The 21,341-nt window shown below is 58.9% G+C and carries 23 protein-coding genes; 7 read left to right on the top strand and 16 right to left on the bottom strand.

The genetic code is table 11. The features are described 5' to 3' along the window. Positions 1-126 precede the first annotated feature (126 nt). From PAF12_RS18840 to PAF12_RS18830, 3 genes are read right to left on the bottom strand one after another with little or no spacing between them, the layout of a single operon-like run. The gene (locus tag PAF12_RS18840) at positions 127-678 is read right to left on the bottom strand and encodes a hypothetical protein (protein WP_271110025.1); all 552 of its coding nucleotides are present in this window, start codon (positions 676-678) and stop codon (positions 127-129) included. Between the two features lie 17 nt (positions 679-695). Next, the gene (locus PAF12_RS18835) at positions 696-2,372 is read right to left on the bottom strand and encodes a type IV secretory system conjugative DNA transfer family protein (RefSeq protein WP_271110024.1); all 1,677 of its coding nucleotides are present in this window, start codon (positions 2,370-2,372) and stop codon (positions 696-698) included. Continuing rightward, positions 2,372-2,644 (bottom strand): mobilization protein, encoded by a 273-nt coding sequence (locus PAF12_RS18830; protein ID WP_152453469.1) that lies wholly within the window; start codon positions 2,642-2,644, stop codon positions 2,372-2,374. The genes PAF12_RS18835 and PAF12_RS18830 overlap by 1 nt, the downstream gene beginning before the upstream one ends. A gap of 779 nt (positions 2,645-3,423) precedes the next feature. Between PAF12_RS18830 and mobQ the strand changes: the two genes are divergently transcribed. Continuing rightward, entirely contained in the window at positions 3,424-4,707 is a 1,284-nt protein-coding gene (mobQ, locus tag PAF12_RS18825; protein ID WP_271110021.1) for a MobQ family relaxase, read from the top strand. On the opposite strand, the gene PAF12_RS18820 is transcribed toward mobQ, so the two are convergent. Then, a complete protein-coding gene (locus PAF12_RS18820; protein WP_271110020.1) occupies positions 4,697-5,035 on the bottom strand; it encodes a hypothetical protein in 339 nt (112 codons plus the stop codon). The genes mobQ and PAF12_RS18820 overlap by 11 nt on opposite strands. A gap of 91 nt (positions 5,036-5,126) precedes the next feature. Then, positions 5,127-5,663 carry a hypothetical protein gene (locus PAF12_RS18815; protein WP_271110019.1) on the bottom strand — a complete coding sequence of 179 codons (537 nt, stop codon included), beginning with the start codon at positions 5,661-5,663 and terminating at the stop codon, positions 5,127-5,129. Between the two features lie 484 nt (positions 5,664-6,147). Between PAF12_RS18815 and PAF12_RS18810 the strand changes: the two genes are divergently transcribed. Then, positions 6,148-7,032: an ArdC family protein gene (locus PAF12_RS18810; RefSeq protein ID WP_271110018.1), complete on the top strand. Its 885-nt coding sequence runs from the start codon at positions 6,148-6,150 to the stop codon at positions 7,030-7,032. Between the two features lie 158 nt (positions 7,033-7,190). Here the strand turns inward: PAF12_RS18810 and PAF12_RS18805 are convergent, their stop codons facing one another. Genes PAF12_RS18805 through PAF12_RS18775 form a run of 7 tightly spaced genes read right to left on the bottom strand, consistent with a single transcriptional unit; the run spans position 7,191 to position 13,273 of the window. After that, positions 7,191-7,802, bottom strand: coding sequence for a trans-aconitate 2-methyltransferase (locus PAF12_RS18805; RefSeq protein ID WP_271110017.1), 612 nt, complete (start codon positions 7,800-7,802; stop codon positions 7,191-7,193). Positions 7,803-7,816: 14 nt separating this feature from the next. Then, entirely contained in the window at positions 7,817-9,304 is a 1,488-nt protein-coding gene (locus PAF12_RS18800) for a multicopper oxidase family protein (protein ID WP_271110016.1), read from the bottom strand. Further along, positions 9,301-11,052, bottom strand: coding sequence for a SulP family inorganic anion transporter (locus PAF12_RS18795; RefSeq protein WP_271110039.1), 1,752 nt, complete (start codon positions 11,050-11,052; stop codon positions 9,301-9,303). Before PAF12_RS18795 ends, PAF12_RS18800 begins: the two co-directional genes overlap by 4 nt. Positions 11,053-11,057: 5 nt before the next feature. Continuing rightward, the gene (locus tag PAF12_RS18790; RefSeq protein ID WP_271110038.1) at positions 11,058-11,444 is read right to left on the bottom strand and encodes a rhodanese-like domain-containing protein; all 387 of its coding nucleotides are present in this window, start codon (positions 11,442-11,444) and stop codon (positions 11,058-11,060) included. A gap of 11 nt (positions 11,445-11,455) precedes the next feature. Continuing rightward, positions 11,456-12,376: an MBL fold metallo-hydrolase gene (locus PAF12_RS18785; protein WP_271110037.1), complete on the bottom strand. Its 921-nt coding sequence runs from the start codon at positions 12,374-12,376 to the stop codon at positions 11,456-11,458. Positions 12,377-12,378: 2 nt separating this feature from the next. Next, positions 12,379-12,813, bottom strand: a complete 435-nt coding sequence (locus tag PAF12_RS18780) for a DUF6691 family protein (RefSeq protein ID WP_271110036.1) — start codon at positions 12,811-12,813, stop codon at positions 12,379-12,381. A 10-nt stretch (positions 12,814-12,823) separates the two neighbouring features. After that, positions 12,824-13,273, bottom strand: coding sequence for a YeeE/YedE family protein (locus PAF12_RS18775; RefSeq protein WP_271110035.1), 450 nt, complete (start codon positions 13,271-13,273; stop codon positions 12,824-12,826). 137 nt (positions 13,274-13,410) lie between these two features. On the opposite strand from PAF12_RS18775, the gene PAF12_RS18770 reads away from it, so the two are divergent. The 3 genes from PAF12_RS18770 (at position 13,411) to PAF12_RS18760 (ending at position 15,910) form a co-directional block, all read left to right on the top strand. Next, the gene (locus PAF12_RS18770; RefSeq protein ID WP_271110034.1) at positions 13,411-13,674 is read left to right on the top strand and encodes a helix-turn-helix transcriptional regulator; all 264 of its coding nucleotides are present in this window, start codon (positions 13,411-13,413) and stop codon (positions 13,672-13,674) included. A gap of 293 nt (positions 13,675-13,967) precedes the next feature. After that, on the top strand, positions 13,968-14,558 hold the full coding sequence (locus PAF12_RS18765) for a recombinase family protein (protein ID WP_368045185.1): 591 nt from the start codon (positions 13,968-13,970) through the stop codon (positions 14,556-14,558). An 83-nt stretch (positions 14,559-14,641) separates the two neighbouring features. Further along, positions 14,642-15,910 (top strand): Swt1 family HEPN domain-containing protein, encoded by a 1,269-nt coding sequence (locus tag PAF12_RS18760; RefSeq protein ID WP_271110033.1) that lies wholly within the window; start codon positions 14,642-14,644, stop codon positions 15,908-15,910. Positions 15,911-15,935: 25 nt separating this feature from the next. On the opposite strand, the gene PAF12_RS18755 is transcribed toward PAF12_RS18760, so the two are convergent. Continuing rightward, complete coding sequence (locus PAF12_RS18755) at positions 15,936-17,054, bottom strand: DNA cytosine methyltransferase (protein WP_271110032.1); 1,119 nt, start codon at positions 17,052-17,054, stop codon at positions 15,936-15,938. 133 nt (positions 17,055-17,187) lie between these two features. On the opposite strand from PAF12_RS18755, the gene PAF12_RS18750 reads away from it, so the two are divergent. Together PAF12_RS18750 and PAF12_RS18745 are read left to right on the top strand one after the other, a co-directional pair. After that, positions 17,188-17,415, top strand: a complete 228-nt coding sequence (locus PAF12_RS18750) for a helix-turn-helix domain-containing protein (RefSeq protein WP_271110030.1) — start codon at positions 17,188-17,190, stop codon at positions 17,413-17,415. Beyond that, positions 17,412-19,076, top strand: coding sequence for a hypothetical protein (locus PAF12_RS18745; RefSeq protein WP_271110029.1), 1,665 nt, complete (start codon positions 17,412-17,414; stop codon positions 19,074-19,076). Before PAF12_RS18750 ends, PAF12_RS18745 begins: the two co-directional genes overlap by 4 nt. 41 nt (positions 19,077-19,117) lie before the next feature. Here PAF12_RS18745 and PAF12_RS18740 read toward each other — a convergent pair whose 3' ends face one another. From PAF12_RS18740 to PAF12_RS18730, 3 genes are all read right to left on the bottom strand, one after another. Beyond that, positions 19,118-19,411 (bottom strand): hypothetical protein, encoded by a 294-nt coding sequence (locus tag PAF12_RS18740; protein WP_271110028.1) that lies wholly within the window; start codon positions 19,409-19,411, stop codon positions 19,118-19,120. After that, positions 19,393-20,061: a ParA family protein gene (locus tag PAF12_RS18735; protein WP_271110027.1), complete on the bottom strand. Its 669-nt coding sequence runs from the start codon at positions 20,059-20,061 to the stop codon at positions 19,393-19,395. The genes PAF12_RS18740 and PAF12_RS18735 overlap by 19 nt, the downstream gene beginning before the upstream one ends. Positions 20,062-20,160: 99 nt before the next feature. Further along, positions 20,161-21,150, bottom strand: a complete 990-nt coding sequence (locus tag PAF12_RS18730; RefSeq protein ID WP_238529703.1) for a replication initiator protein A — start codon at positions 21,148-21,150, stop codon at positions 20,161-20,163. Positions 21,151-21,341: the final 191 nt, after the last annotated feature.

The following is a 21,341-nucleotide window of genomic DNA, read 5'->3' as shown; positions in this document are numbered from 1 at the left end:
AACACTCCATTATTTTCGACTAGTATCAGTGTCTTGGCTGTAAGCCGATTCTCGTAACACCTTCTATAACACAAATATAACACCCAGCTTTTCGGGCAGAGCTGATCACCGTCAGCACATCGCCGCTCACCGCTGGTAAAAAACGCATGCATCAACACCCGTGGTTGTCGTGGTCCAGGAAGCACCAAGGACAGCGCACATGGAAGCGTTGCTGGCTAAGAAACGAGGAAGCGTCACCGTCAGCACAAGAGCCAGAACGACAGCGCCCAGACCGAACCATGGAAAACGGCTTTTGAAACGATCCAGCTTTTGTTCCCGTTCCCAAAGTTGGCGCATGGCGTCTGACTTGGCATCCTCTGCTTTCCTGAGAACTTCCTGGGTGTGGTTGGACGCCCGGAGGAGATCACCGGCCATCTGGCCAACGCGGTCCAAGGTATCGCCAATCCTGCCGTCGATGGTCGCGCCGACAATCTCGCCATAGTGTTCCGGGTCTGTCTGTTTTTGAGCTGCAAAGGCCGCAGAGCGGGCTTCCGTCGCCGTCTTGTTCACCCGGTCGAGCACCCGCGTCTGATCATCCACGCGATCAGAGATGCTGGCGACAGCCGTGGCGAGAAGATCGAGCGTTTCGCGCAGATCATCGTCTGAGAGCGGGGCAGGGGAGGCAGGCGTGTCGGACATGGCGGATTGCTTTCAGGTTATCGGGCTTCGGGCGTGAACAGCCCGGCGAATTCAGGATCGGCGTAGTAACGCAGCTTTTGTGCGATGGCGGTGGCCTGTCCCTGGACGCGGAGGAGCTGACGATCTGGCGGGAGTTGCATGATTTCGTCCGGGGTCAGCAGATCGCGGCCCGTGAGGTTGTTCGAGAAGCTGGGGCCATCGCCGGGCTTGAAGCTGTCCGTCTGGAACCCGGCAGTTTCCTGGCCGATCATCTGGCTTAGCCACTTGGCCGTCTCAAAATCATTCACCCCGAAGACCTGTTGCACCCCGGCATTGGCAATGAAGGTGCCAGCGCGGTCGCCATAGAGGTCCTTGAGCTGGCTCATGTCCTGCAGGATCGGCCAGAGTTGCAGCCCATAGCCTGCCATCAGCCCCATGGCGCGCTCTACGGCCTCCAGACGGCCCAGGGCGGCAAATTCATCCAGAAGGAAGAGAGCAGGCCCTAACGTGGGGTTCGAGGCCTTGAGGCGCACAGAACGGCCCTCCTCTGACGCGCTCTGAGACCGTTCAGCGTCCCGTGCGATGTCCTGAAGGGCCTGGGAGACCAGAAGACGCAGCCAGCGGCTGTAGGCGTCCATCCTGTTGGGCGGGAGGACCAGGAACACCGAAGTGATCCGGTGGCGCAGATCGGAGAAGGCGAAGTCCGAGCGCGCCAGACATTTTGCGATCCGGGGCGAGTCCAGGAAATGCGTATGGCGTTGCGCGTTCGACAGGACTGAGGCGGCTTCCCGGTCTGCTTTGCCGAGGAACCGGTTGGCGGCGCGCGCGATCAGCCCGCCTGCCTCGTCGCTTTCCTGCATCAGCTCCAGCAGCGCCCGGAGTTTTTCCGGGGGCAGGGTCAGATATTCCCGGACGGTGGCGAGGGACCGGCGGTCGCGGTCTTCGTGGCAGACGCAGAACATAATCAGCCCGCCGAGGATGGCTTTGGCTTCCTCGTTCCAATGCGCTTCCGTCACCTGGCCCGGCGGGTCCATCACCAGCGCCTCTGTCAGGGAGGCCGCATCCTCGCCCAGATCGAGACTGTCCGGTGTCAGCCGGTCGAGTGGGTTGTAGGCGGCGGAGGGATGGCCGCTGACCTCAAAAGGATCGAGGACATGAACCGTCCCGAACCGCCGCCGGGCTTTCCCTGCGATGCGCGCGTTCTCGCCCTTGGGGTCGATGACCAGCACGGAGCGTTCCGCCGCCAGCAGGTTCGGGATCACCGTGCCGACACCTTTCCCGGCCCGCGTCGGGGCGAGGGTGATCAGATGGGCCGGGCCGTCATAGTGTAGCAACCGCCCTGTGTGCGGATTGCGCCCGATCAGGAGGCCGTCTTCCCGCTGAAGCTTCTTCAGCTCTTTGCGGTTCGCAAACCGCGCCGAGCCGTGGCTGTCGCCGGTCAGTCCGAAATAAGCATCGGCCCCGGACGCCATTCGCCAATACTGGAACCCGAAGACAGCGCCTATGAACATGAAGGGACCGAAGACCAGCCATTGCCAGGCGCTTTCGCCGGGCGTCTGATCGAAGAAGGCGAAGATGAACGGCGTGGCCACCAGGGAGCCGAGCATCGCCCCGAACAGCACAGCGCCGATCATCCAGCCCAACAGGATGGGCGTGAAGATCAACCGACCGAAGAAACGGAACAGCCCCCCGAAGACGAGCATCACGCTCCGCATCAGGACGCGCCATCATCGGTAGGGGCAGGGGCGTCCCATTCTGCGAAGGCTTTGCGATCCTGTTCACGGGACAGATTGCGGATCAGCCGGTCGAGCATGGCGGCGGCATTGGAATCCCGTTCCGCCAGGTCCATGAGCGCCCCGCCCAGGATCACCTTGCGCCGTGTATCCAGCTTGCGCTGTCTGGTGGCTTCCCGGTTCTTCAGAGCCTGCAGGCGGGCCTTGGCCTGGGCATAGCGTTTCTCGGCGCGTTCAAGCTCAGTCTCGGCCAATTCGGGAATCCACTTCAAAGAGGGCAGGTGTAAAGGTTAGTCTTGCCACAACCAGCGATAGCGCTTACCCGTAGGCCTGTAAAGGACAAGGGCGCACTTATGCAAACTCTCCACCTTCGGTTCCGAGATTTGCGTGCGATCTCCTTGAGGCAGGGCCTCAGCCGATGGCGAACTCCGTCCGACGCGATGCGCGCCGGAATGAAAGGCCCTCCCGGCCTCTCAAACTCTCCAGGGCTAACTTTGGCAGTTGGATCGCGTCCCGCAATGTCGCGTCAGCGTATCGCCCGATGCCCCACGATGGGGGCCGGTCTGCCGCTGGCGTCTCCCTTGCGGGAGGTTCGTGTCGTCGGACCTCATGGTGCCGACACGAACCGGGTTTGCCCCCGGCAAACCGTCAGTGATTTGTCCCCATATCCCGCCCCCCACAAGGCTGGGGATTTGGGGGCAGATCACTGGCAAGCCCGCGCCTCGGAGAGCCAGAGGCTCGCTTCGGACGGGCTGTCTTTTCCCCTCCAGCCCCAGCGGTGCGAACGCGCACTGCGATTTGGGGCGCGGGCCTCCGGGGAAAAGACGGTTGCGCAAAGCTGCGGCGGTCTTGGATCACTGATCTCCAAAACCACCGTCTTACGCCCAACAGGGAGGACGAAGCCCTTTCCCAAGGGAACCAGAAGAGGTTGGGCTTCTTCCCCACTCTGCACCAACACCTCAGCTCTTGTCACGAGCCAAGAGTTGGGCGCTCTGCCACGGCGGCAACTATCGCCTTTGAGAGAGGAGGGCGCATGGCGAGCTACCACCTCTCTGTGAAGACGATCAAACGCAGCGCCGGGCGCTCTGCCACGGCAGCTGCGGCCTACCGTGTCGGGGAGCGCATCGAGTGCCAGCGTGAAGGCCGCGTCCACGACTACACCCGCAAGCAGGGCATCGAAGAGACCTTCATCCTGACCCCGAAGGACGCCCCGGACTGGGCTACGGATCGGTCCCGCCTCTGGAACGAAGTCGAGGCCAGCGAGACCCGCCGCAACTCCGTCACCGCCCGCGAGTGGGAGCTGGCCCTGCCCTCCGAGATCAGCGCCGAGGCCCGGTCTCAGATCACCCGCGACTTCGCCCAGGAGCTGGTCAGCCGCTACGGCGTGGCTGTCGATGTGGCGATCCATGCGCCGCACCGCGAGGGCGATCAGCGCAACCACCATGCCCATGTCCTGACCTCCACCCGGAAGCTGGAATCGGATGGCTTCACCGCCAAAACCCGCGTACTCGATTCCGCGAAGACCGGGGGCGTCGAGATCGAGCAGATGCGCGGTCTCTGGGCCGAGTTGCAGAACCGCGCCCTGGAACGGGCAGGGGAGGTGGAGCGCGTCGATCACCGGTCGCTCGAAGCACAGCGCGAGGCGGCGCTGGAGCGGGGCGATCAGCTCTCAGCCGAGGAACTGGACCGCGACCCCGAGCTGAAGCTGGGGCCAGCGGCCAATTCCATGGAACGACGCGCGAAGGCAGTAGCCGAGCGTCAGGGCCGGGAGTATGTGCCCGTTACCGAGCGAGGGGCCGTGGTCCATGCCGCCCGCCAGGCTCGTGCCGCATTCCGCGAAATGCGCGCGCGGCTGGAACTGGCGCGCGAGACCTACGGCATCGAGCGCGAGGCCGGGCAGGGCCACGTCTCTGCCGGTCTGGCAGCACTCAGGGCTGCAGCCACGAAGGACCGCGACCGAAACCCGGAGGATTTCCGGGAGCGGCTGGCGCGCGTTGTGGGCCGGTCACCGGACCAGGACGACACGCCCAAGTCGGAAGGCCGCAATTATGCGCGGGAGCGCCTGAAAGAGATCATGGAGAAGGACGCCGGGCGCGATGGTCAGGCGGCGGTTCACAAGCTGGACGGTCACAGCGAATCTGAGCTTGCAGGTGATACTGGGCGCGAGGACCGCAAGCCGTCAGTGAACGAGCGGCTCAAAGACGTGTTGAACAAGCCGCGTGAGCGGCTGGAAGTCGAAGACGAACGCGACCAAGAGAAGAATCAGGAGGTCGAGAAGGATCGGGACATCGACCGTGATCCAGGTCTCAGTCACTGACGAGGCGATGAGAGGTCGTTTCCCCGTTCTTCATAGGAATGCTCGCCTGTGTGAACCCTATGCCGACGAGGAACGAAATAACTCCAGTTGCAGTCTTGAACTCGCGCACTCTTATCGCATTTTGCGTCACGCGCGTCCTGGCAGTGACAAGAATTTTCTCCGGCCCATCGTTTCCGACCGTCCGCATAATCCATAGACCGTACCAGCTTGGTCCTTTGCGTTCAGGATCGGCTTTGCAAAGCACTTCGACCGTATGTCCCTCCTCGGCAAGCGCCCGAAGGCCTTGTTCGGTGGTCACGTTGAGTTCGAGTTCAGTCGTTTGGTTCATCGCATAAACTGAGAAAGGAGAGACAGTCTCAGTGTGGCGGAATTAGCAATGCACTCAATAGTATATTATTGGAGAGGTAAGCAGTTTGAGATCAGTTGGCTTCAGGCATGTTTGCCCATGACAGCTGGAGATTGTTGCCCGCTCTTTTTGGCAAGTTGGCCCGCTTTATGAGGCGTCCCGAAACTTCAAAGTCATCGTCAATCTTTACGACGAGCAACTTATTGAAATGCCTGTCGAGACGCACGCTGGTCTTTTCTTTGCTGTTGATCGGCGAGATTGTTTTGATTTCAACGAAGTCGTTTCCCAATCTACCATCGGAGCCTTGGGCATGGTTCTTGTGAAGTTTGATTCCATACATGATCGCACCGAAAAGCTCACCAATGTCGCCGTAGACGTTGAGGTGCTGCCCAGTATCGCGGAAATAGGCCTCTGCAAGCGTCAGCAGGTCCTGAAAGTACGGAACCAGAGTTGGATCTGCGTTTGGGTACTTCAGGCGTAGTTCAGCCTCGCGCTCAAGTTCAGCGAGGCGGCTGTATTTGGTTTCTTCTGGGTCAATAATGCTATCCCAACCAAGCCATTCGCCATCGATCCAAAATGCGTTGTCTGGCCCTAGTACATCGGCTGTCATTTGAAACTCCTATCCCAGAACAATACCCTAAGACTTTGAAAAGATTGTGGCCGCCCTTCGCCTCGGTTCACTCCTGTAAAGCTGACAGAGTTCAGTGATCCCGGCAGTGTGCCGGTCTCGCTTTGAGTGATAGCCAGGTCAGGTGATCGACGGGCTGACGCCCGCTCACCCCAACCCTGACCGTTTTCAAATCCTGTTGATCCGCCTGCCATCCCGGCAGGTCCGAGAAAACCGGCAAGCGCCGCCTGTGGCGTCGGTTCCGGTCGAGAATTCCGGTTCCTCCCACGCGCATGCGCGCGGTTCCCTCCCAAATTCACGTCCTCCACCCGGTTGTCACGGCCCCGCCGGGCCGCAGGACGGGCTTTGCCCTTACCTGCTCTGCCGTCCGGAATGCATGGGCATTCCAGACAACAGAGAAGGAAGGCCCGCCCATCGGCGGAAAGGGGAAGAGACCCGGCCCGCGTCACTCGAAGGAGGGTCACAAATGGCCGCAGAAAAGTTTGACGTTTATTCCCATGTCACCAATCAGATTATCGCGCAGATCGAGGCGGGGACGCCGCCCTGGCGCAAGCCGTGGACCGGCGGAGGAGGAGGTGTCAGCTTGCCGGAACGGTTCAACGGCGAGGCCTATCGGGGCATCAACATCCTGATGCTTTGGGCGACAGCGATGGCAAAGGATTACAGCTCAGCCCGCTGGATGACGTTCAATCAGGCCAAACAGCTTGGGGGCCATGTCCGCAAGGGCGAGAAATCCGCAACAGTGGTGAAATACGGCACCGTCGAGCGCGAGGACGAGAACGGTGAGGAACGCCAGATTCCCTATGCCAAGGCCTACCGCGTGTTCAACGCTGATCAGATCGAGGGCTTGCCCGCTGAATTCTACATCCTGCCTGATCCGCCCCGTGATCTTGGCACTGTGGCCGATCCCGAGTTGGAGGCATTTTTTGCCGCGACCGGCGCACAGATCGATGTGACCGAGGAACCGCGCGCCTACTACAACATCAAAACCGACCGTATTCATATGCCGCCGATTGGTACGTTCTATCGGGCGGCTGGGTATTTTGGTACCTTGGCCCATGAGACAATCCATTGGACAGGCGCAACAAAGCGGCTGGACCGTTTGGGCAGGTTCAACGACCGCAAGGCTTATGCGTTCGAGGAGCTGGTGGCGGAGATTGGCAACTGCATGCTTTGCGCGCAGATCGGGGTGGAGCCTGAATTCGACCAGAGCGCCGCTTATGTCGAAGGGTGGCTTGAGGCGATGAAGGAAGACAGCCGGGCGATTTTCCGGGCCGCGTCCGAGGCGCAGAAGGCCGTGGATTACATCATGGAGCGCACCGCGCAGTCTGACCGGATGGCCGCAGAGTAACAGCCCACACCGCCGCAATGATTGAGGCTCCCGTCAGCAGGCGGGGGCCTTTTGCGTTTCGGTGTGATCCAGGTGGTGGGCGGTTTCAGGGTGACCTGTCGGCGGACGGCCCGAGGGCTACCCGATGGGTCAGATCGCATTTTATGGTGTCTCTCAATTTAGACTGCCTCCAGCACCGTATACTGAAATGGCTGTGTCACACCGTTGGGCGTAAGATGGTCAATCTTGCGTGTTTCCAATGGACGAAAGGATGGCTCAATACGGGCAGAAAGGGCCTCGGAGGAATAGCGTTGCACCGGAAGGCCACTGCACTGCTCGGGACCGTTTTCCGCGAAGGTTGCAATGATAGCAATCGAACCGGGGACCGTAGCGGACTGCAGGACTGACAGATACGCATCCTGCGATGCTCGGTCGGTCAGGAAATGAAACGCCGCCCGGTCGTGCCAAATGCCGAATGTGCGCGCGGGCTGCCAGTCTGCGACGTCCTGAACAACAAACGTCGGCTGCACGTCCCGACCGATCAGACGACCCCGGACCACATCGAAACTTCTGTTCGACAGGTCCAGCAACGTCACATCTTCGACGTGGTTGTCCAGCAACCGGTCTACCAGCCGCGACGCCCCCGCGCCGATATCGACCACACCCCGCGCTGCAGCAGCCGGATAGGTCAGGATCAGATCGAGACTCGGCTGAGCGTCCTTCTGGAACCACGATACCGTGTCCTCAGACTTTGCGGCATAGACCCTGTTCCAGTGGTCGCGCTCTTCCATTCTCGTGATCCCTCCTATGCGACCGTAAACTGACCCATCATCCCGGCATCCTCGTGTTCGAGAATATGGCAGTGATACATGAACGGTGCTTCTGTTTCGGCGCGTTTGTCGAAACGGATGAGGATTTCGGTGATCCCTTCGACATGAACCACGTCCTTGAGGCCGATCCGCGCCGGATCGATGGCGCGTCCGCCCATCTTCAGAACCTGAAACGATGCGCCATGAACGTGGAACGGATGGACCATCATGTCCGCGTTTATGCGCCACAACTCGGTCTCGCCCATTGGAATGGACAGGTCGATGCGCCCCATGTCGAAGGACTGCCCGTTGATGCCCATGATCTGGCTGTCCCGGCCGATCAGATTGTTCACCATGCTGCCCATCATCGATCCCGCATGCACGTTGAGCATGAACTCGCGGGTCCGGGCCGGAGCGCCGAGATCGGGCAGTTCCGATGGCAGGGAGGCAGGCAGGCGCGTGGGTCCGGTCGCGGCGGTATCGCCGATATCGAAGGACATGACGTCGAGCGGGGCCGCATTGTCCCCGTCGCCCATCATTCCCCCATTTCCCATCATGCCGCCGCCACCCATCATGCCACCGCTGCTCACCGCCCGCGACACCAACCGGACTCCGGTCCTGTCCGAGAAATCCACGACGATCTCGGCCCGCTCTGCCGGGGCCAATCGCAGACCATCCATGGTGACGGGCGCGGGCAGAAGCCCGCCATCGCTGGCAACCTGATGGAACCGCCGTCCGTCGGTAAAGCTGAAATCGTACATCCGGGCGTTCGAGGCATTGAGCAGTCGCAGGCGCACCAGCCCGGCGGAAACCGTAAGCTTGGGGCGGATCACGCCGTTGACCAGCACCTCATTGCCGCGAAAGCCCTGCATCATGTCCATCATGCCAAGGTCATAGGTCATACGGCCGGAGCGGTCGAAATTGCGGTCCTGCACGATCAGCGGGAAATCGTTCACACCGTAGTCGTGGGGCAGCAGATCGTCTGCGTCGGGATCGTCGATGATGATCATGCCCGCCAGCCCGCGATAGACCTGATCGGCGGTGCGCCCGTGGACATGGCTATGATACCACAGCGTAGCGGCGGGGTGATCCACCGGCAGCTCGGGCGACCACGTCTCGCCGGGATCAAAGGCCAGTTGTGGCCCGCCGTCGAGATGGCCGGGCACGTGCATGCCGTGCCAATGGGCGGTGATGGGATCATCGGTTCGGTTGATCACGTCGATCCTTGCCGCGCGCCCGCGCTGAAACCGCAGAAGCGGGCCCAGAAAATCCTGCTCGTAACCCAGCGTGTCGGACGCTGATCCAGGAATGAATTCGCGGGTGCCTTTCATCGCGGTCAGGGTATTGCCTGCGCCGGGGCCGACTTCCATGACCTGCGGGATCGGCAGGGGCGCGCCGGGCTCCGCGGCGAAAGCCCGGCGGGTCATCACGGCGGGCGCGGCGAACGTGGCGGCTGTGAGAGCGAGGAACTGGCGGCGTTTCATAAGGATACTCCATCTTTGGACGGTGAGAATTGATCCACGGAACCGTTGCAAAGCGCTTGCACGGCACGGTGTTGTGTCAGGAAGATTTCGCCCGTCAGATCGCTAAGGAAGTGGGTCGTCTTCAGAGCGTCCATCACGGGCCCTTTCACTTCGCTGAGGTGGAAGGTGATATCGCGTGCGCCAAGCCGGGTGTTGATCGCCTCTAGGCTTTCAAGCGCACTCAGGTCGATCTCGTTCACTGCCGAGCACATCAGGATCACATGCCGCAGGTCTTCCCGCTCGGCGACCATGTCGTAGATGCGGTCTTCGAGATTGCGGGCGTTGGCGAAATAAAGGCTTTCGTCGACCCGCACCGACAGGATGCCGTCATGCAGCGTGACGTCATGGCGGTCGACGTTTCGATAGTGTTCGGTGCCCGGCACCTGACCGACTACCGCCATATGCGGGCGCGAAGATTTGTAGAGGTGGATGAAGATCGAGATCACCACACCCGCCGACACGCCGACCTCGACACCAAGTGCAAGCGTCAGCAGGATCGTCACCGAGACAGCGGCGAAATCGGCCTTGGAATAGACCCAGCTGCGTTTGAGGATCGAGAAATCGACAAGGCTCAGGACCGCGACGATGATCGTTGCTGCCAGAGTCGCCTTGGGCAGGAAGTATATGAGCGGCGTCAGCATCAGTGCGGCGATGGCCAATCCCACGGCGGTATAGGCCCCGGCAGCGGGGGTGCGCGCGCCCGCGTCGAAATTCACCACCGATCGCGAGAACCCGCCGGTGACGGGAAACCCGCCCGTGACGGACGCGCCAAGGTTTGCCGCGCCTAGGCCAATCAGTTCCTGATCCGGGTCGACGCGCTGGCGGCGTTTGGCGGCAAGGGTCTGCGCGACCGAGATCGACTCCACGAAGCCGATGACCGAGATCAGGATGGCAGGCCCGATCATCGCGGTCAGGACCTGCGGATGAAATGACGGCAGGGTCAAGGGCGGCAGGGATTGCGGAACCGACCCGACGATATCGACGCCGCGATCCGCAAGGCCGAAGGCCCACACCGCAAGGGTCGTCGCCACGACGGCGATGACCGGCCCGGCCTTTGCCCCCATGTCCGACAAGGTCTTGCCCAATCCCAAGCGTACCAGCAGCGGTTTGAGCCCGCTGCGTACCCAGAAGAGGAACGCCGTCGCCGCCACGCCCAACACGACGGTGATCCAGTTGATCTCGCCCAGGTGCGACCACAGCCCGTGCAGCATTTCGATCAAGGTATCGCCCGAGGCCTTGACGCCCAGAATGTGTTTGAGTTGGCTGGTGGCGATCAGGATGCCGCTGGCGGTGATGAATCCGGCGATCACCGGATGCGACAGGAAGTTCGCCAGGAACCCCAGCCGGAACAGGCCGAGGATCAGCAGAAACACACCCGACAGAAAGGCCAGCGTCAGGGCCGCGGTAACGTAGTCGATGCCCTGATCGCCCAGCTTTCCGATAGCCGCCGCCGTCATCAGCGACACCACGGCCACGGGTCCAACCGCCAGTGTGCGCGAGGTGCCGAAGATCGCGTAAAGCACGATTGGCAGAATAGAGGCGTAGAGCCCCGCTTCGGCAGGCAGTCCTGCCAGTAATGCATAGGCCAGCGACTGCGGGATCAGCATGATCGTCACAATGACCGCCGCGACCAGATCGCCGCTCAGCTTGTCGAGGTCATAGCGGCGACCCCAATCCAGAACCGGTAGATACTGCGTCAGGTGGAGCACGTCTCTCAAGCCTGGACAGGCAGCCCTGACTCTTTCCAGCCGCCCAGACCACCGTCGATGACCTTGGCGTTATAGCCCATTGTCTTCAGCGTATCGGCCGCAAGCGCCGCGCGGGCACCCGACGCACACAGGACATGAACGCACCCTTCGGAATGGCGCATCGCCACCAGGGCGTCATGCCCTTTGCCAGTATCCGGATCGGCCTGGGATTCCAGAAGCCCGCGGGGGATATGGATCGCCCCGTCGACCGTGCCATCGCTGTCCAGTTCGGACGGTTCGCGGACGTCAAGTATCACATCGCCGCTTTCCGTTGCGGCTTGCGCATCGGAAGGGCGGATGGATTCGACACGGGTCTTGGCGTCCGCCACGAGGTCTTTCATGGATTTGGTCATTGGTATCTCCTTCAGAATTTGTTGACGGGCAGTTTCAGGTAATGCGCCCCGTCGCTCTCGGCGTCCGGCAGTCGCCCACCGCGCAGGTTGATCTGCAATACGGCCAGCATGCGGTCGGGCAGACCAAGGGTCGCGTCGCGGTCTTCGCGCACGGCGATGTAGTCTGCTTTATCGGTGCCTGACTTGACGTGGACATTTTCGGATTTGTGTGTGTCGACCGTTGCTTCCCACTCCGGTTCGTCCCGGCCTTCGGCACCGTAGTCATGACCGATGAAGAGCCGCGTATCGCCGGGCAGGGACAGGATCGCCTGTATCGAGTTCCACAGCTCTTCGGTGCTACCGCCCGGAAAGTCGGCGCGTGCGGTGCCGCTGTCGGGCTGCATCAGCGTGTCGTGCACAAATGCCGCATCGCCACAGACATAGCTGATCGAGCCCAGCGTATGGCCGGTGCTGAGCATCACGCGGACGTCCAGTTTGCCCAGTCTGAACGTGTCGCCGTCGGCAAACAGCCGGTCGAAGTCGCGCGCCACGTCGAAGGCTTCCGGTGTGTTGTAGATGTCGCGCCAGAGTTCAGCGATCTCTGCTACCTTCTCGCCGATGGCATTGGGCGCGCCGACCTGCTCCTTGAGCCGGGCGGACGCCATGGCGTGATCCGCGTGGGGATGGGTGTCCAGCACCCATTCCACACTCAGACCGTTTTCCTCGACCAGGTCCAGGACCTGATCCATGCTGCGCGTGTCAGTGGCAAAACTGGCCGGGTCGAAGTTAAGGACGACATCGATAAGCGCGGCCTTCTTGGTGGCGGGATCGGCGCAGATATACTGGATCGACCCCGTGTCGGGCTCGTAGATACCCCAGACGTCCGGACTGTTCGCTCCGGTAGATGGCGAGTGGCGCACGATGGCTTTGTCCAACTGAGATGTCTCTGACATGGTCAGGCTCCTTTCGCGGTAAAGATGGAGAATGATTTAGCGGCCTGGCCCAGCACGATGCCGATCAGCATGGCGGGCAGAAAGATAAGCGTGCCAGGCGCGCCGATGAGCAGTGCGGTCCAAGCCGGACCGGGGCAGAAGCCGCCGAGCCCCCAACCGATGCCGAAGATCGCGGCGCCAGTCAGGAGCGGCGCGTTGATCGCGCCGTTCTCGGGTAGATCGAACCTTGACGATAGGATTGGTGCGCTCTGCCGCCAGACCAACCGATAGCCGAGAAAAGCTGTTACCGACGCACCGCCCATAACGAAGGCGAGACTGGGGTCCCAAGCGCCGAAAATATCGAGAAAGTTGAGAACTTTGGCGGGATCGGCCATGCCCGAGATGATCAAACCGATGCCAAAGATTGAACCGGCAATAAAGCCAAGAAAGATACGCATAAGCTGCTCCTTAAATCGCGTGACGGATCAGGGTCGTCGTCAGAACGGCGGCACCTAAAAAGGTGACGACGGCGACCAGGGATCGCGGTGACAAGCGCGCCAGACCACAGACGCCATGACCCGATGTACAGCCCGACCCCAACGCAGTACCCGCGCCGACAAGTAGTCCCGCGAGCGCCATGCCAGGCAGGTTGTCAGGCACGGTCTGTTGTGGAAACGCGCCGGTGGCGAACAGGACCACGACCGGAGCTGTGATGAGCCCCGACAGAAACGCCAGCCGCCACCCTCGGTCGCTCGGACCGTCAGCACCAGGTGCCAGACCGGTCAGACCCTTGGTGATCCCGGTGATGCCCGCGATCTTGCCGAACAGGCCCATGACCATGACGGCGCTGAGCCCAATTAGCACGCCACCCAAGAGCGACAGCCAAGGCGTGAATTCAGTTGTGACAACGGGTCCCATATCGGCCCTCCCTCAGACAGTTTGAACTGGTTTTTCCTTCAGTCTGGTGCTATATGTAAGGCGTGTCTAAATTAGTCAAATCTAATATAACAAAAAGCCGTCCGCCCCTTCCGGTTCTGCAGGAACGTGCCGGTGAGATGGCGGAACAGCTCGGGCTGTTGTCGAATGCCAACAGGTTGATGGTTCTGTGTCATCTTCTTGAGGGTGAGCAATCCGTCGGCGCGTTACAGGCACAGCTGGAATTGAGCCAATCGGCGCTTAGCCAGCACCTTGCCCGATTGCGCGAAGCGGGAATGGTGAGCACCCGCCGCGAACGGCAAACGATTTACTATCGGATCGCAGATGCGAGAGTGCATCAGATGATCGAGGCGATGTATCTGATTTATTGCGACCCGGACTGAAAAAGTCTTAAGCAATTGTATCGTCGGGGAGGCTTTTCGTCTCTTGTTAACACTTCCGTGAAAATGGAAATCTTCAACCTTGCGATGTGTCAAAAACGGTGGATTCTGCCCCCCTGCCCCACGTTACGCAGGATCAGTGACTTAGCGAAGCCAGAACTACCCAGCAAAGCCGGTGCGGTTCTGGCAGGTTTGTGGCCAGCTCATTTTGCCGCAAAAAGGACCCTTTTTGCGGCAATTACACGCTCGCCGCCAAGTGTTTGATTTTCCACATGCTGGACTGACGCAAAAACCTCATGCAAAAAGAGTCCATGAAAATCGGCTACGCACGGGTTTCCACAGAAGAACAGAACCTCGATCTACAGATCGAGGCACTGACCGAGGCCGGATGTGACCGGATCATCACCGACCAGGCGCAGAGCGGCGCGACAGCCGCCGAGAGCCGGGCCGGGTTTTCCGAGGCGATGGAGTTGCTGGGTGCAGGCGACCTGCTGGTGGTCTGGAAGCTGGACCGTGTGGGCCGGTCGATCGCAGACCTGATCCATCTGCTGAAGCTATTCGGGGATCGCGGCATCGAGTTCCGCAGTCTGACAGACGGGATCGACACGACGACCGCAGGCGGGCGGCTGGTGTTTCACATCATGGGCGCGCTGGCTGAATTCGAGCGCGACCTGATCCAGGAACGGACCAAAGCGGGTCTGCGCGCCGCCAAAAAGCGGGGCAAGCGCCTTGGTAGGCCCCCTGCCCTCACTGACGTCCAGATCGCCCATGCCAAGACGGCCATCGAGGCGAAGCGTGAAACGGTGTCGGGCATGGCCGAGATATTAGGTGTAAACCGCAGTACGCTTCAGCGGGCGATAGCGCGTGAAGTGGAGGGGATGGTCTAGTGGCTCGCGAACCATTCGTAAATGACGCCCTGCGTCGGGCGCTGGAACAGGCTGAGAGTCCGCTTCAGAAAGCTTTGCGCCAGATGGAGAACGATCCGGCCACGCGGGCGCTAAGAGAGCTTGAGCAATCCCCGGCCTTTCAGGCGGCAAGGATGCTTGAGCAAGCCGAAAGTCCGGCTCAGCGGCTCGCCAGGGAGATGCAGAACGATCCTGTGCGGCAAGCGATAGAGCAGTTTGAACAGTCATCAGCTCTACATGCGGCTGAGACGCTGAACAGAGCAGATTTTCAAAGGCTGGCGACATCACTGGTCGAAGCCCAGTCGGCGTTCTCGGCATACACAAACTCTCAACATTGGGCTGAAACGTCAGCGGCTATAGCCGCTGCCCACAGTGCAATCACGCGCCCTGAAACTGTAGATGTGCTTCGACGTATCGACGCTGATCTGAAGGGGCTTGTCACAGCCGCACATCGGGCAGTTGTTCCGTTGGCCGAGCAGTTGCAGAGTTTTTCACTCGCGGCTGCGGCTGCGGTCCAACCTCTTCAGGAACACTTCCAGAAAATGGAGGCATGGCAGACCTCGCTCGCGGAGAGGATGGCGCAGCTCCAAAATCCCTGGGCCATCGAGGATCATCTTGGTGTCTCGATGGTCGGCTTTGCCCGCATTGCTCGTCTGCATGATATTTCCAGTGGAGCGGAGCCGTTCAATCCGGCGGGCCAGGAGGTGTTCGCGGAGGAGCTGGGGGAACCGGTTGCCTTTGATGAGAAGCAGTCCCCGGAAGATCGGGAGACCGCAAGGATTGACGCTGGCATGAATGCGGAGATCGTCGCCTTTCCGCCAGAAGCGTACCCGCATGTTCTGTTCTCGGCGGGGTTTCAATTGCGCGTCGAGGCCGTTGCAACTGTGACGACCGAGAACGGCGACCAGACAGGCTATTACGACCCACAACACGCCAGTTTTTTTGGTCAGATCGAGAACCGGTTACGTGATCTTGTTCAGGCCGAGCTGTCCCGCCTGGAGGGGGAGGCCTGGCTTAAGCGTAGGGTCAATGGAAATTTGCGGAAGCGGTGGGAAGAAAGAAAAACTGCGGACCACGACCGCCGGGGGGATTCATATCCCCTCCTCTACTACGCGGACTTCATGGACCTTGCAGACATCATCTGCCAGCGGCAGAACTGGAACGATGCCTTCCAGAGGTTCTTTCAATCAAAGCCCGATTTTCAGGCGTCGATGCAGCGGCTTGCTCCGGTGCGAAACACTATAGGCCACAACAGACCTTTGGTCAGGGCGGACCAGATAACCCTTCTAGCGGAAGGCTATCGCATTCTGAATGCGTTGGGAGTTCGTATGTGATCGTGCGAAAGGTTTGGGCTAACCTCTATGCAACATCTTTGCGCTGAGCTGCGACCTCGTGGAAACCAAGGATGGCTTCAAACGAATGGGCGACTGCCTCGGCAAGATCACACGGGACAGCGTTTCCGATTTGACGATACACCGAACTCTTTCGACCGTGAAATTGATACTCTGGAGGAAAGGTTTGAATAGCCATGCATTCATTGACTGTCAGTCTGCGCAGACGAGCAGGCGCATCCCCAGCTCTCGGTTTGCCGCCAGTCATAAGAGAGGCATGATAGCTCTCAACGAAGCTCTCCTTGCGCTTGAAGACCTCGTCTTCGTCGACGATTGGCGTTTTGTTACCCCCCATTGACGCAGGAAGCGTGGTCGCAAATCCGGCGACCGGCAATGGCCGACCTGCCCCATTGAAGAGCATCCCGGCATAAGGGGAACGGCGCAGGATAGGGGCTTTAGCGTAAGAGATTTTTGCCGTGCAAGTTTTGGGATTTTTCTTGGTCCCTGCCTTTCCGAGGCTCTGGATTATGTCGGCAATCGTTGGAGCTTGGCGACGATGAGAGCCTAGTTCGCGCTTCAGTTCGGCCTCTAGTGTTCGGTCCACCCCTTGATATATGTCCTTGCGCACACCAACGAGGAACATTCTTTCGCGGTTTTGAGGAACCCCGAAGTCGGTCGCATTCAAAACAATCAATGCCACCCGATAATTTATCCGCGCTCTACGCAGGATAGTGCGGCGAATGCCTTCCCAACGGTTAGAAACAGCAAGTGCCTTTACATTCTCGCAAACGAACCCTTTCGGTTGGGTTTGATCGACCACATCAAAGAACGAAAGTACGAGCTGGCTACGTTCATCGTCTGGGTCCATCTTTCCAGCAACTGAGAAGCCTTGGCACGGTGGCCCGCCGAAAACGACATCAACGTCACTAGGAACACTGGAGAGGTCTAGGTCTTTCACCGACGTCGGCTCTATGCGGTTCTTGCGGTGACCAACCAAGTGGAGGTTCAGATTGAAGGTCTCACAGGCATCGCGATCAAGTTCACACGCCAAAACGCTTTCGAAGCCAGCGCGCGCGAAACCAACGTCCATGCCCCCCGCCCCGCTGAACAGCGATACAGACTTCCGGCTCCTGCTGGTCTCGATCATGCCTGCCTCCCCCTCAAACGTTCTTCTTCTTACCAGTTCTTGTGGCAGTCTTTGAGAAAAAATCAAGAACGTGTGCCTTGATGTGACTCATATGCCGTAGACTTATCCGGCACATGGCGCGAATGCAATCGATATGAGCAAGACTGACTCCGACTTGGTGCGCCGCTTCGCCGGCAATCTGTCCCGTTTGCGAAAAGCACGTGGGCTTTCGCAAGAAGAACTCGCACATCGTGCTGGCATTGACAGGACATTCGTTAGCGGGTGTGAGCGACTTGTCAGGAATCCGACGCTTACTACCGTCGAGAAGATTGCGGCTGGCCTTGAGGTTGATCCGAGTGAACTGTTCAAGGTGCCAGCATGACCCTAAGCCTCGATGCTGCAATTCGAACCATCCTCCTACCCGTCGCTCCAGGGACTGGCGAAGAGTATGCACAACGTGCTGAAGATATCCTAAACGACCTTGGAATAGTCGAAGATCATGCGGATTGGGTGAACCTTGAAATCGGCGCTTGGGAGTTGGAGGACGGGCCATCACAACAACTCAAAGAGTTCATCGCACGTCTGTTGTTCAGCCCTGGAGAGGCCCCGGAGAGCTTCGCACTCGATGCCAGCGTGATCCCGACGCCACCAGGCGCTCAGAACGTATTGAGTGCTTTTTCATCTCGCTACTTTGAGATGCATGAACGGGTGATGGCAGACGAAAAGTGCGATCATCGACAAGCACGTCGGATTCTGTCGCATACACATTCCCTCTTGCTACTAGCAACTGGCGAAAAAATGACGGCATCTAGAATTTATTCGATGATGCAAAGGGACGGGATTGACCTTGGTCGTAGCTGGTCAACGCCTCGATACATCTTGGAAAGATGTGGGCTTGCGCCTTCTATCAGTGTGCAAGAAGTGCGAACCCTGTTCACCCAAGACGCTATTGGCGAGGCTGATCTTCTGGGCGACTTGGACCTGGAGAATTGCATAGCATATGTTGCCGCAGTCTGCCGTGGGTTTGGCTATTCGGGAGACCTGGCGGACCAACTACGAACGCTTTTCGTTACAGACCTCCATCCTCCGTATCTTTGCATGCTTCATTTTCAGTTGACGGCACAGTCAATGTTCAATCATCGGCTTACGAACGCCTATGAGTTTGCTCCGCGCGGCGAGCCAGTCCTGTGGCTGTCGGCGGAGTATAACCGAGCAGGTCTCGACGTTGGAATGAGTCCGTTTCTGAACAATGCTAAGTCTGTCGATACGCTCGACGCGGCTTGGGCCGCATCGAAGAAAAAGAAGGAGCGGCATGCGGCCAGAGCTCTAGTCGATCTTCTAACGGAGCTAGATCGTCTGAGCGACCCCTCCAGAAGCGCCGCCGGGCAGTACCTCAGAGCACTTTTGCACCGGATGCTCCGTATCAGCCTTCAAAACAATACCGCACTCACCGCCCCGCTCCCCCAGATCAATGCCGAAAGTGCTCAAAAACTCCTAGTAGGTGTTGCTGCTGGAAACACAGGAACGCGCGGAGTTATCGAGCAAAGATTGACCGATTGCATTGCACTCCGCGAGGCTGGAGATTTGACGCGGTGGCGTCTGCGAGGCTTTGGCGACTCGGTTTTCACAACAAATACATCTCAAAAAAAGCTGGGCGACGCTGAACTCAAACACGCCACAGAGAACCGCATCGTGGCAGTTGAAGCCCACGGTGGTCGTTTAACGGAAAAGTACGTCCAAGATCATCTGTTCACGATGCGAAATGTTCTGCCGCTGCGGTTGGAAGAGCTAGAAGACCGCGCTCCGATTGGCGATTGGTCGCTTGAGCTCCAGTTCTTTGCACACGATCTGGATGCAGGACTCTCCGAGCATCACATCGTTGAGGGGCTACCCGTAAATATCAACTACAGGCGCTATGCTGATATCTCCGGGATGGTCGCAGATGCCGACTTCTTGGCTCTTTTGCGTACCTATTTTACAGATCCCCTCAACGCCGTCCATGTCCACTCCCGAACGCGGCAGGCGGTTTTAAATCTGATCTGACACGTACTCCGCGTGAGAAGATAACAGATAACAGTTAACAGTTATCTTCTGCGCGCATCTATCTCTGAAGTCGCAGGGATGTTGATGCCTCCCGCCCTAAGGCATTCGTACAAAAGCTCTTTCTTGGTTAGCCCACGTCTCTTTGCCTCGGCTGCAAATGCTTCCTTGATAGGTTCTGGTACGTTCGTGAACGAAAACTGGACGCGCGGTGCATCTTTCAAGGCTGACGACTTGGCTTTACTCACGCTTGGGAGCGGCGCAGCCATCGTCTTGAGCTTATGCGCGTTATCATCTGCCTCCAGATCGTCATCGAGGTTTACGCTGACTTTGGCCATGTACCGCTCCTATAGAAATCCAAGAGACCCCTACCCTGCAAATCCGCAAGCACCGATTGAGCTGATCGCCGAGCCGAACCCTGCGGAGCCTGGCCAGTGGATGTCATTTCCTTGAAACCCGTTCGATGTGCGCACATGGCAGTGAGGCGCGGCACGTTCTGTGCGTCGAGTGCATCAACAATGGCCTGTGTGATGTTTGTCTGCGTATCCACATCCATCATGACCACTAGCGCCGGAATCTCTTTCTCCATCGTCTCTGCAACACTCTGAACGTGCGAAAACGTCCGCTTGGCCCCTTTGGCGTCGGCTTCATTGGCTTTCGATGGGATCAAGATCAGATTTGCGGCTGCTATAGCATGCATCGCCATAGCCGACTTGAAACCCGCAGTATCGACAAAGATCGCATCGTAGGCGGGATCAGCCTTCTTGAGAGCTTTGACGGTAGGGATCAGCTTTTCGTCATCTTCTTCATAGAGCCAATCAAGATCAGTTTGTTCCTTCTTGGCCCATGCTTCCAAGTGGCGTTGAGGGTCCGTATCGATCACTGCGATCCTGGCACCGTCTTGGACCATCAGACTGGCAATTGCTGTTAGGAGCGTTGTTTTCCCCGCTCCACCCTTTTCCTGCACTACGCTTATGACCTGGGTCATCGCCTGCCTCTTTCTTGTTTTCGCAACCCTTAACTCGTAACCGATAACTGTCAACTCATAACTATTATCAGATAACTGTTAATTGATATGGGTTATCCATTATGGGGCGCGTCCCTTTCGCTCGTACCATTTTCGGCAAAACCCCACGAACGCAGCATCTGGATGGCGCGGCGGGTCGTTCATCCACATCCGCCATTCTTGCTCAAGGAAGTACACGTCCCAGGTCGGAGCAGCCTCGCGGGCTTTCTCGTAGGCATCGGACGACAAGCGCACCGTAACCTCTGAAGCAATTGCCGGGCTGTCGCCATAAACGTCCAGAAATTCGGGTTTCGGCGTGACCTCCAGAACATCGTGTAGAAGCCTGAAACAGTAATCCGGCATGTGTGATTGGTCTTCGTCCGCCTTACAAATCGCTTTAACGAGGCGCTTGAATTCCTTTGCCGTGGAGGTCGAGCCGGTCTTGTGCTGGAGCTTATCGAGGCCGATCCGCCAAACGTCCTGTTTGCCGCAATGCTTGCGGGCCAGCTCATAGAGCCGCCGCTCCAGTGGCTTCCGAAGCTGGAAATAGGCCTTGTGCAGGGTAAGCACGTTCTTGTTTTCAATGGCTTTTACAAGCCAATCGCCCATTTCAAGTTCGACGCTAAGCAAGCGGCCCGTAGAATCTTCTTTGACGATCCGAGCATCGGTGATGAACGAGATCGAGCGCCACTCACCGACACCGTGATCGTGGATATTCGTTTCAATCTGAGTGAACTGAAGGCGGGTGAGGGCGCGACGGAGCGTGGCATAAGCTTGGCCTGTGGTGTGGCGGTTCGTTGCCTTGAGGAGATCATGGGCTGAAATCTGGACCCGACGACCAATTTCCTGGCCCTCATTCTTCGCAGCCATGAGCTGGCTCAGCACATAGATCAGAATGTCCCGGTCGAAAACATTGGCACGTCCTTCCTCGGCAGCAGGCGTGATCTTCACCTTCACATTGCCCTGCTCATACTCAAATGCAGCCAAGTCTTTTTTGACCGACAGGGAAAAGAGAGGATGCTCCATCGAGGCGCGATCACTTTTCGGCGTCGCATCGAGGATATCGCACACAAAAAGGTCCGGCTCTGTATGCCGCTGCGGAAGCAGTGCAGTGCGTTTACGAGGCCTCGCCATTATTCGATACTCTACCCACCATTATTCGACAGTCTGCCCACCAAGCGGGCACGTTCTTCGATACTCTACACACCGTTCTTCGCTAGTCTACCCACCAATTTTCGATACTCTACACACCGACACTCGAA

Source organism: Paracoccus sp. SCSIO 75233, assembly GCF_027912675.1.
GTDB lineage: Bacteria > Pseudomonadota > Alphaproteobacteria > Rhodobacterales > Rhodobacteraceae > Paracoccus.
The sequence above is the reverse complement of the archived record's forward strand: the minus strand, read 5'-3'. Positions and strand labels throughout refer to the sequence as shown.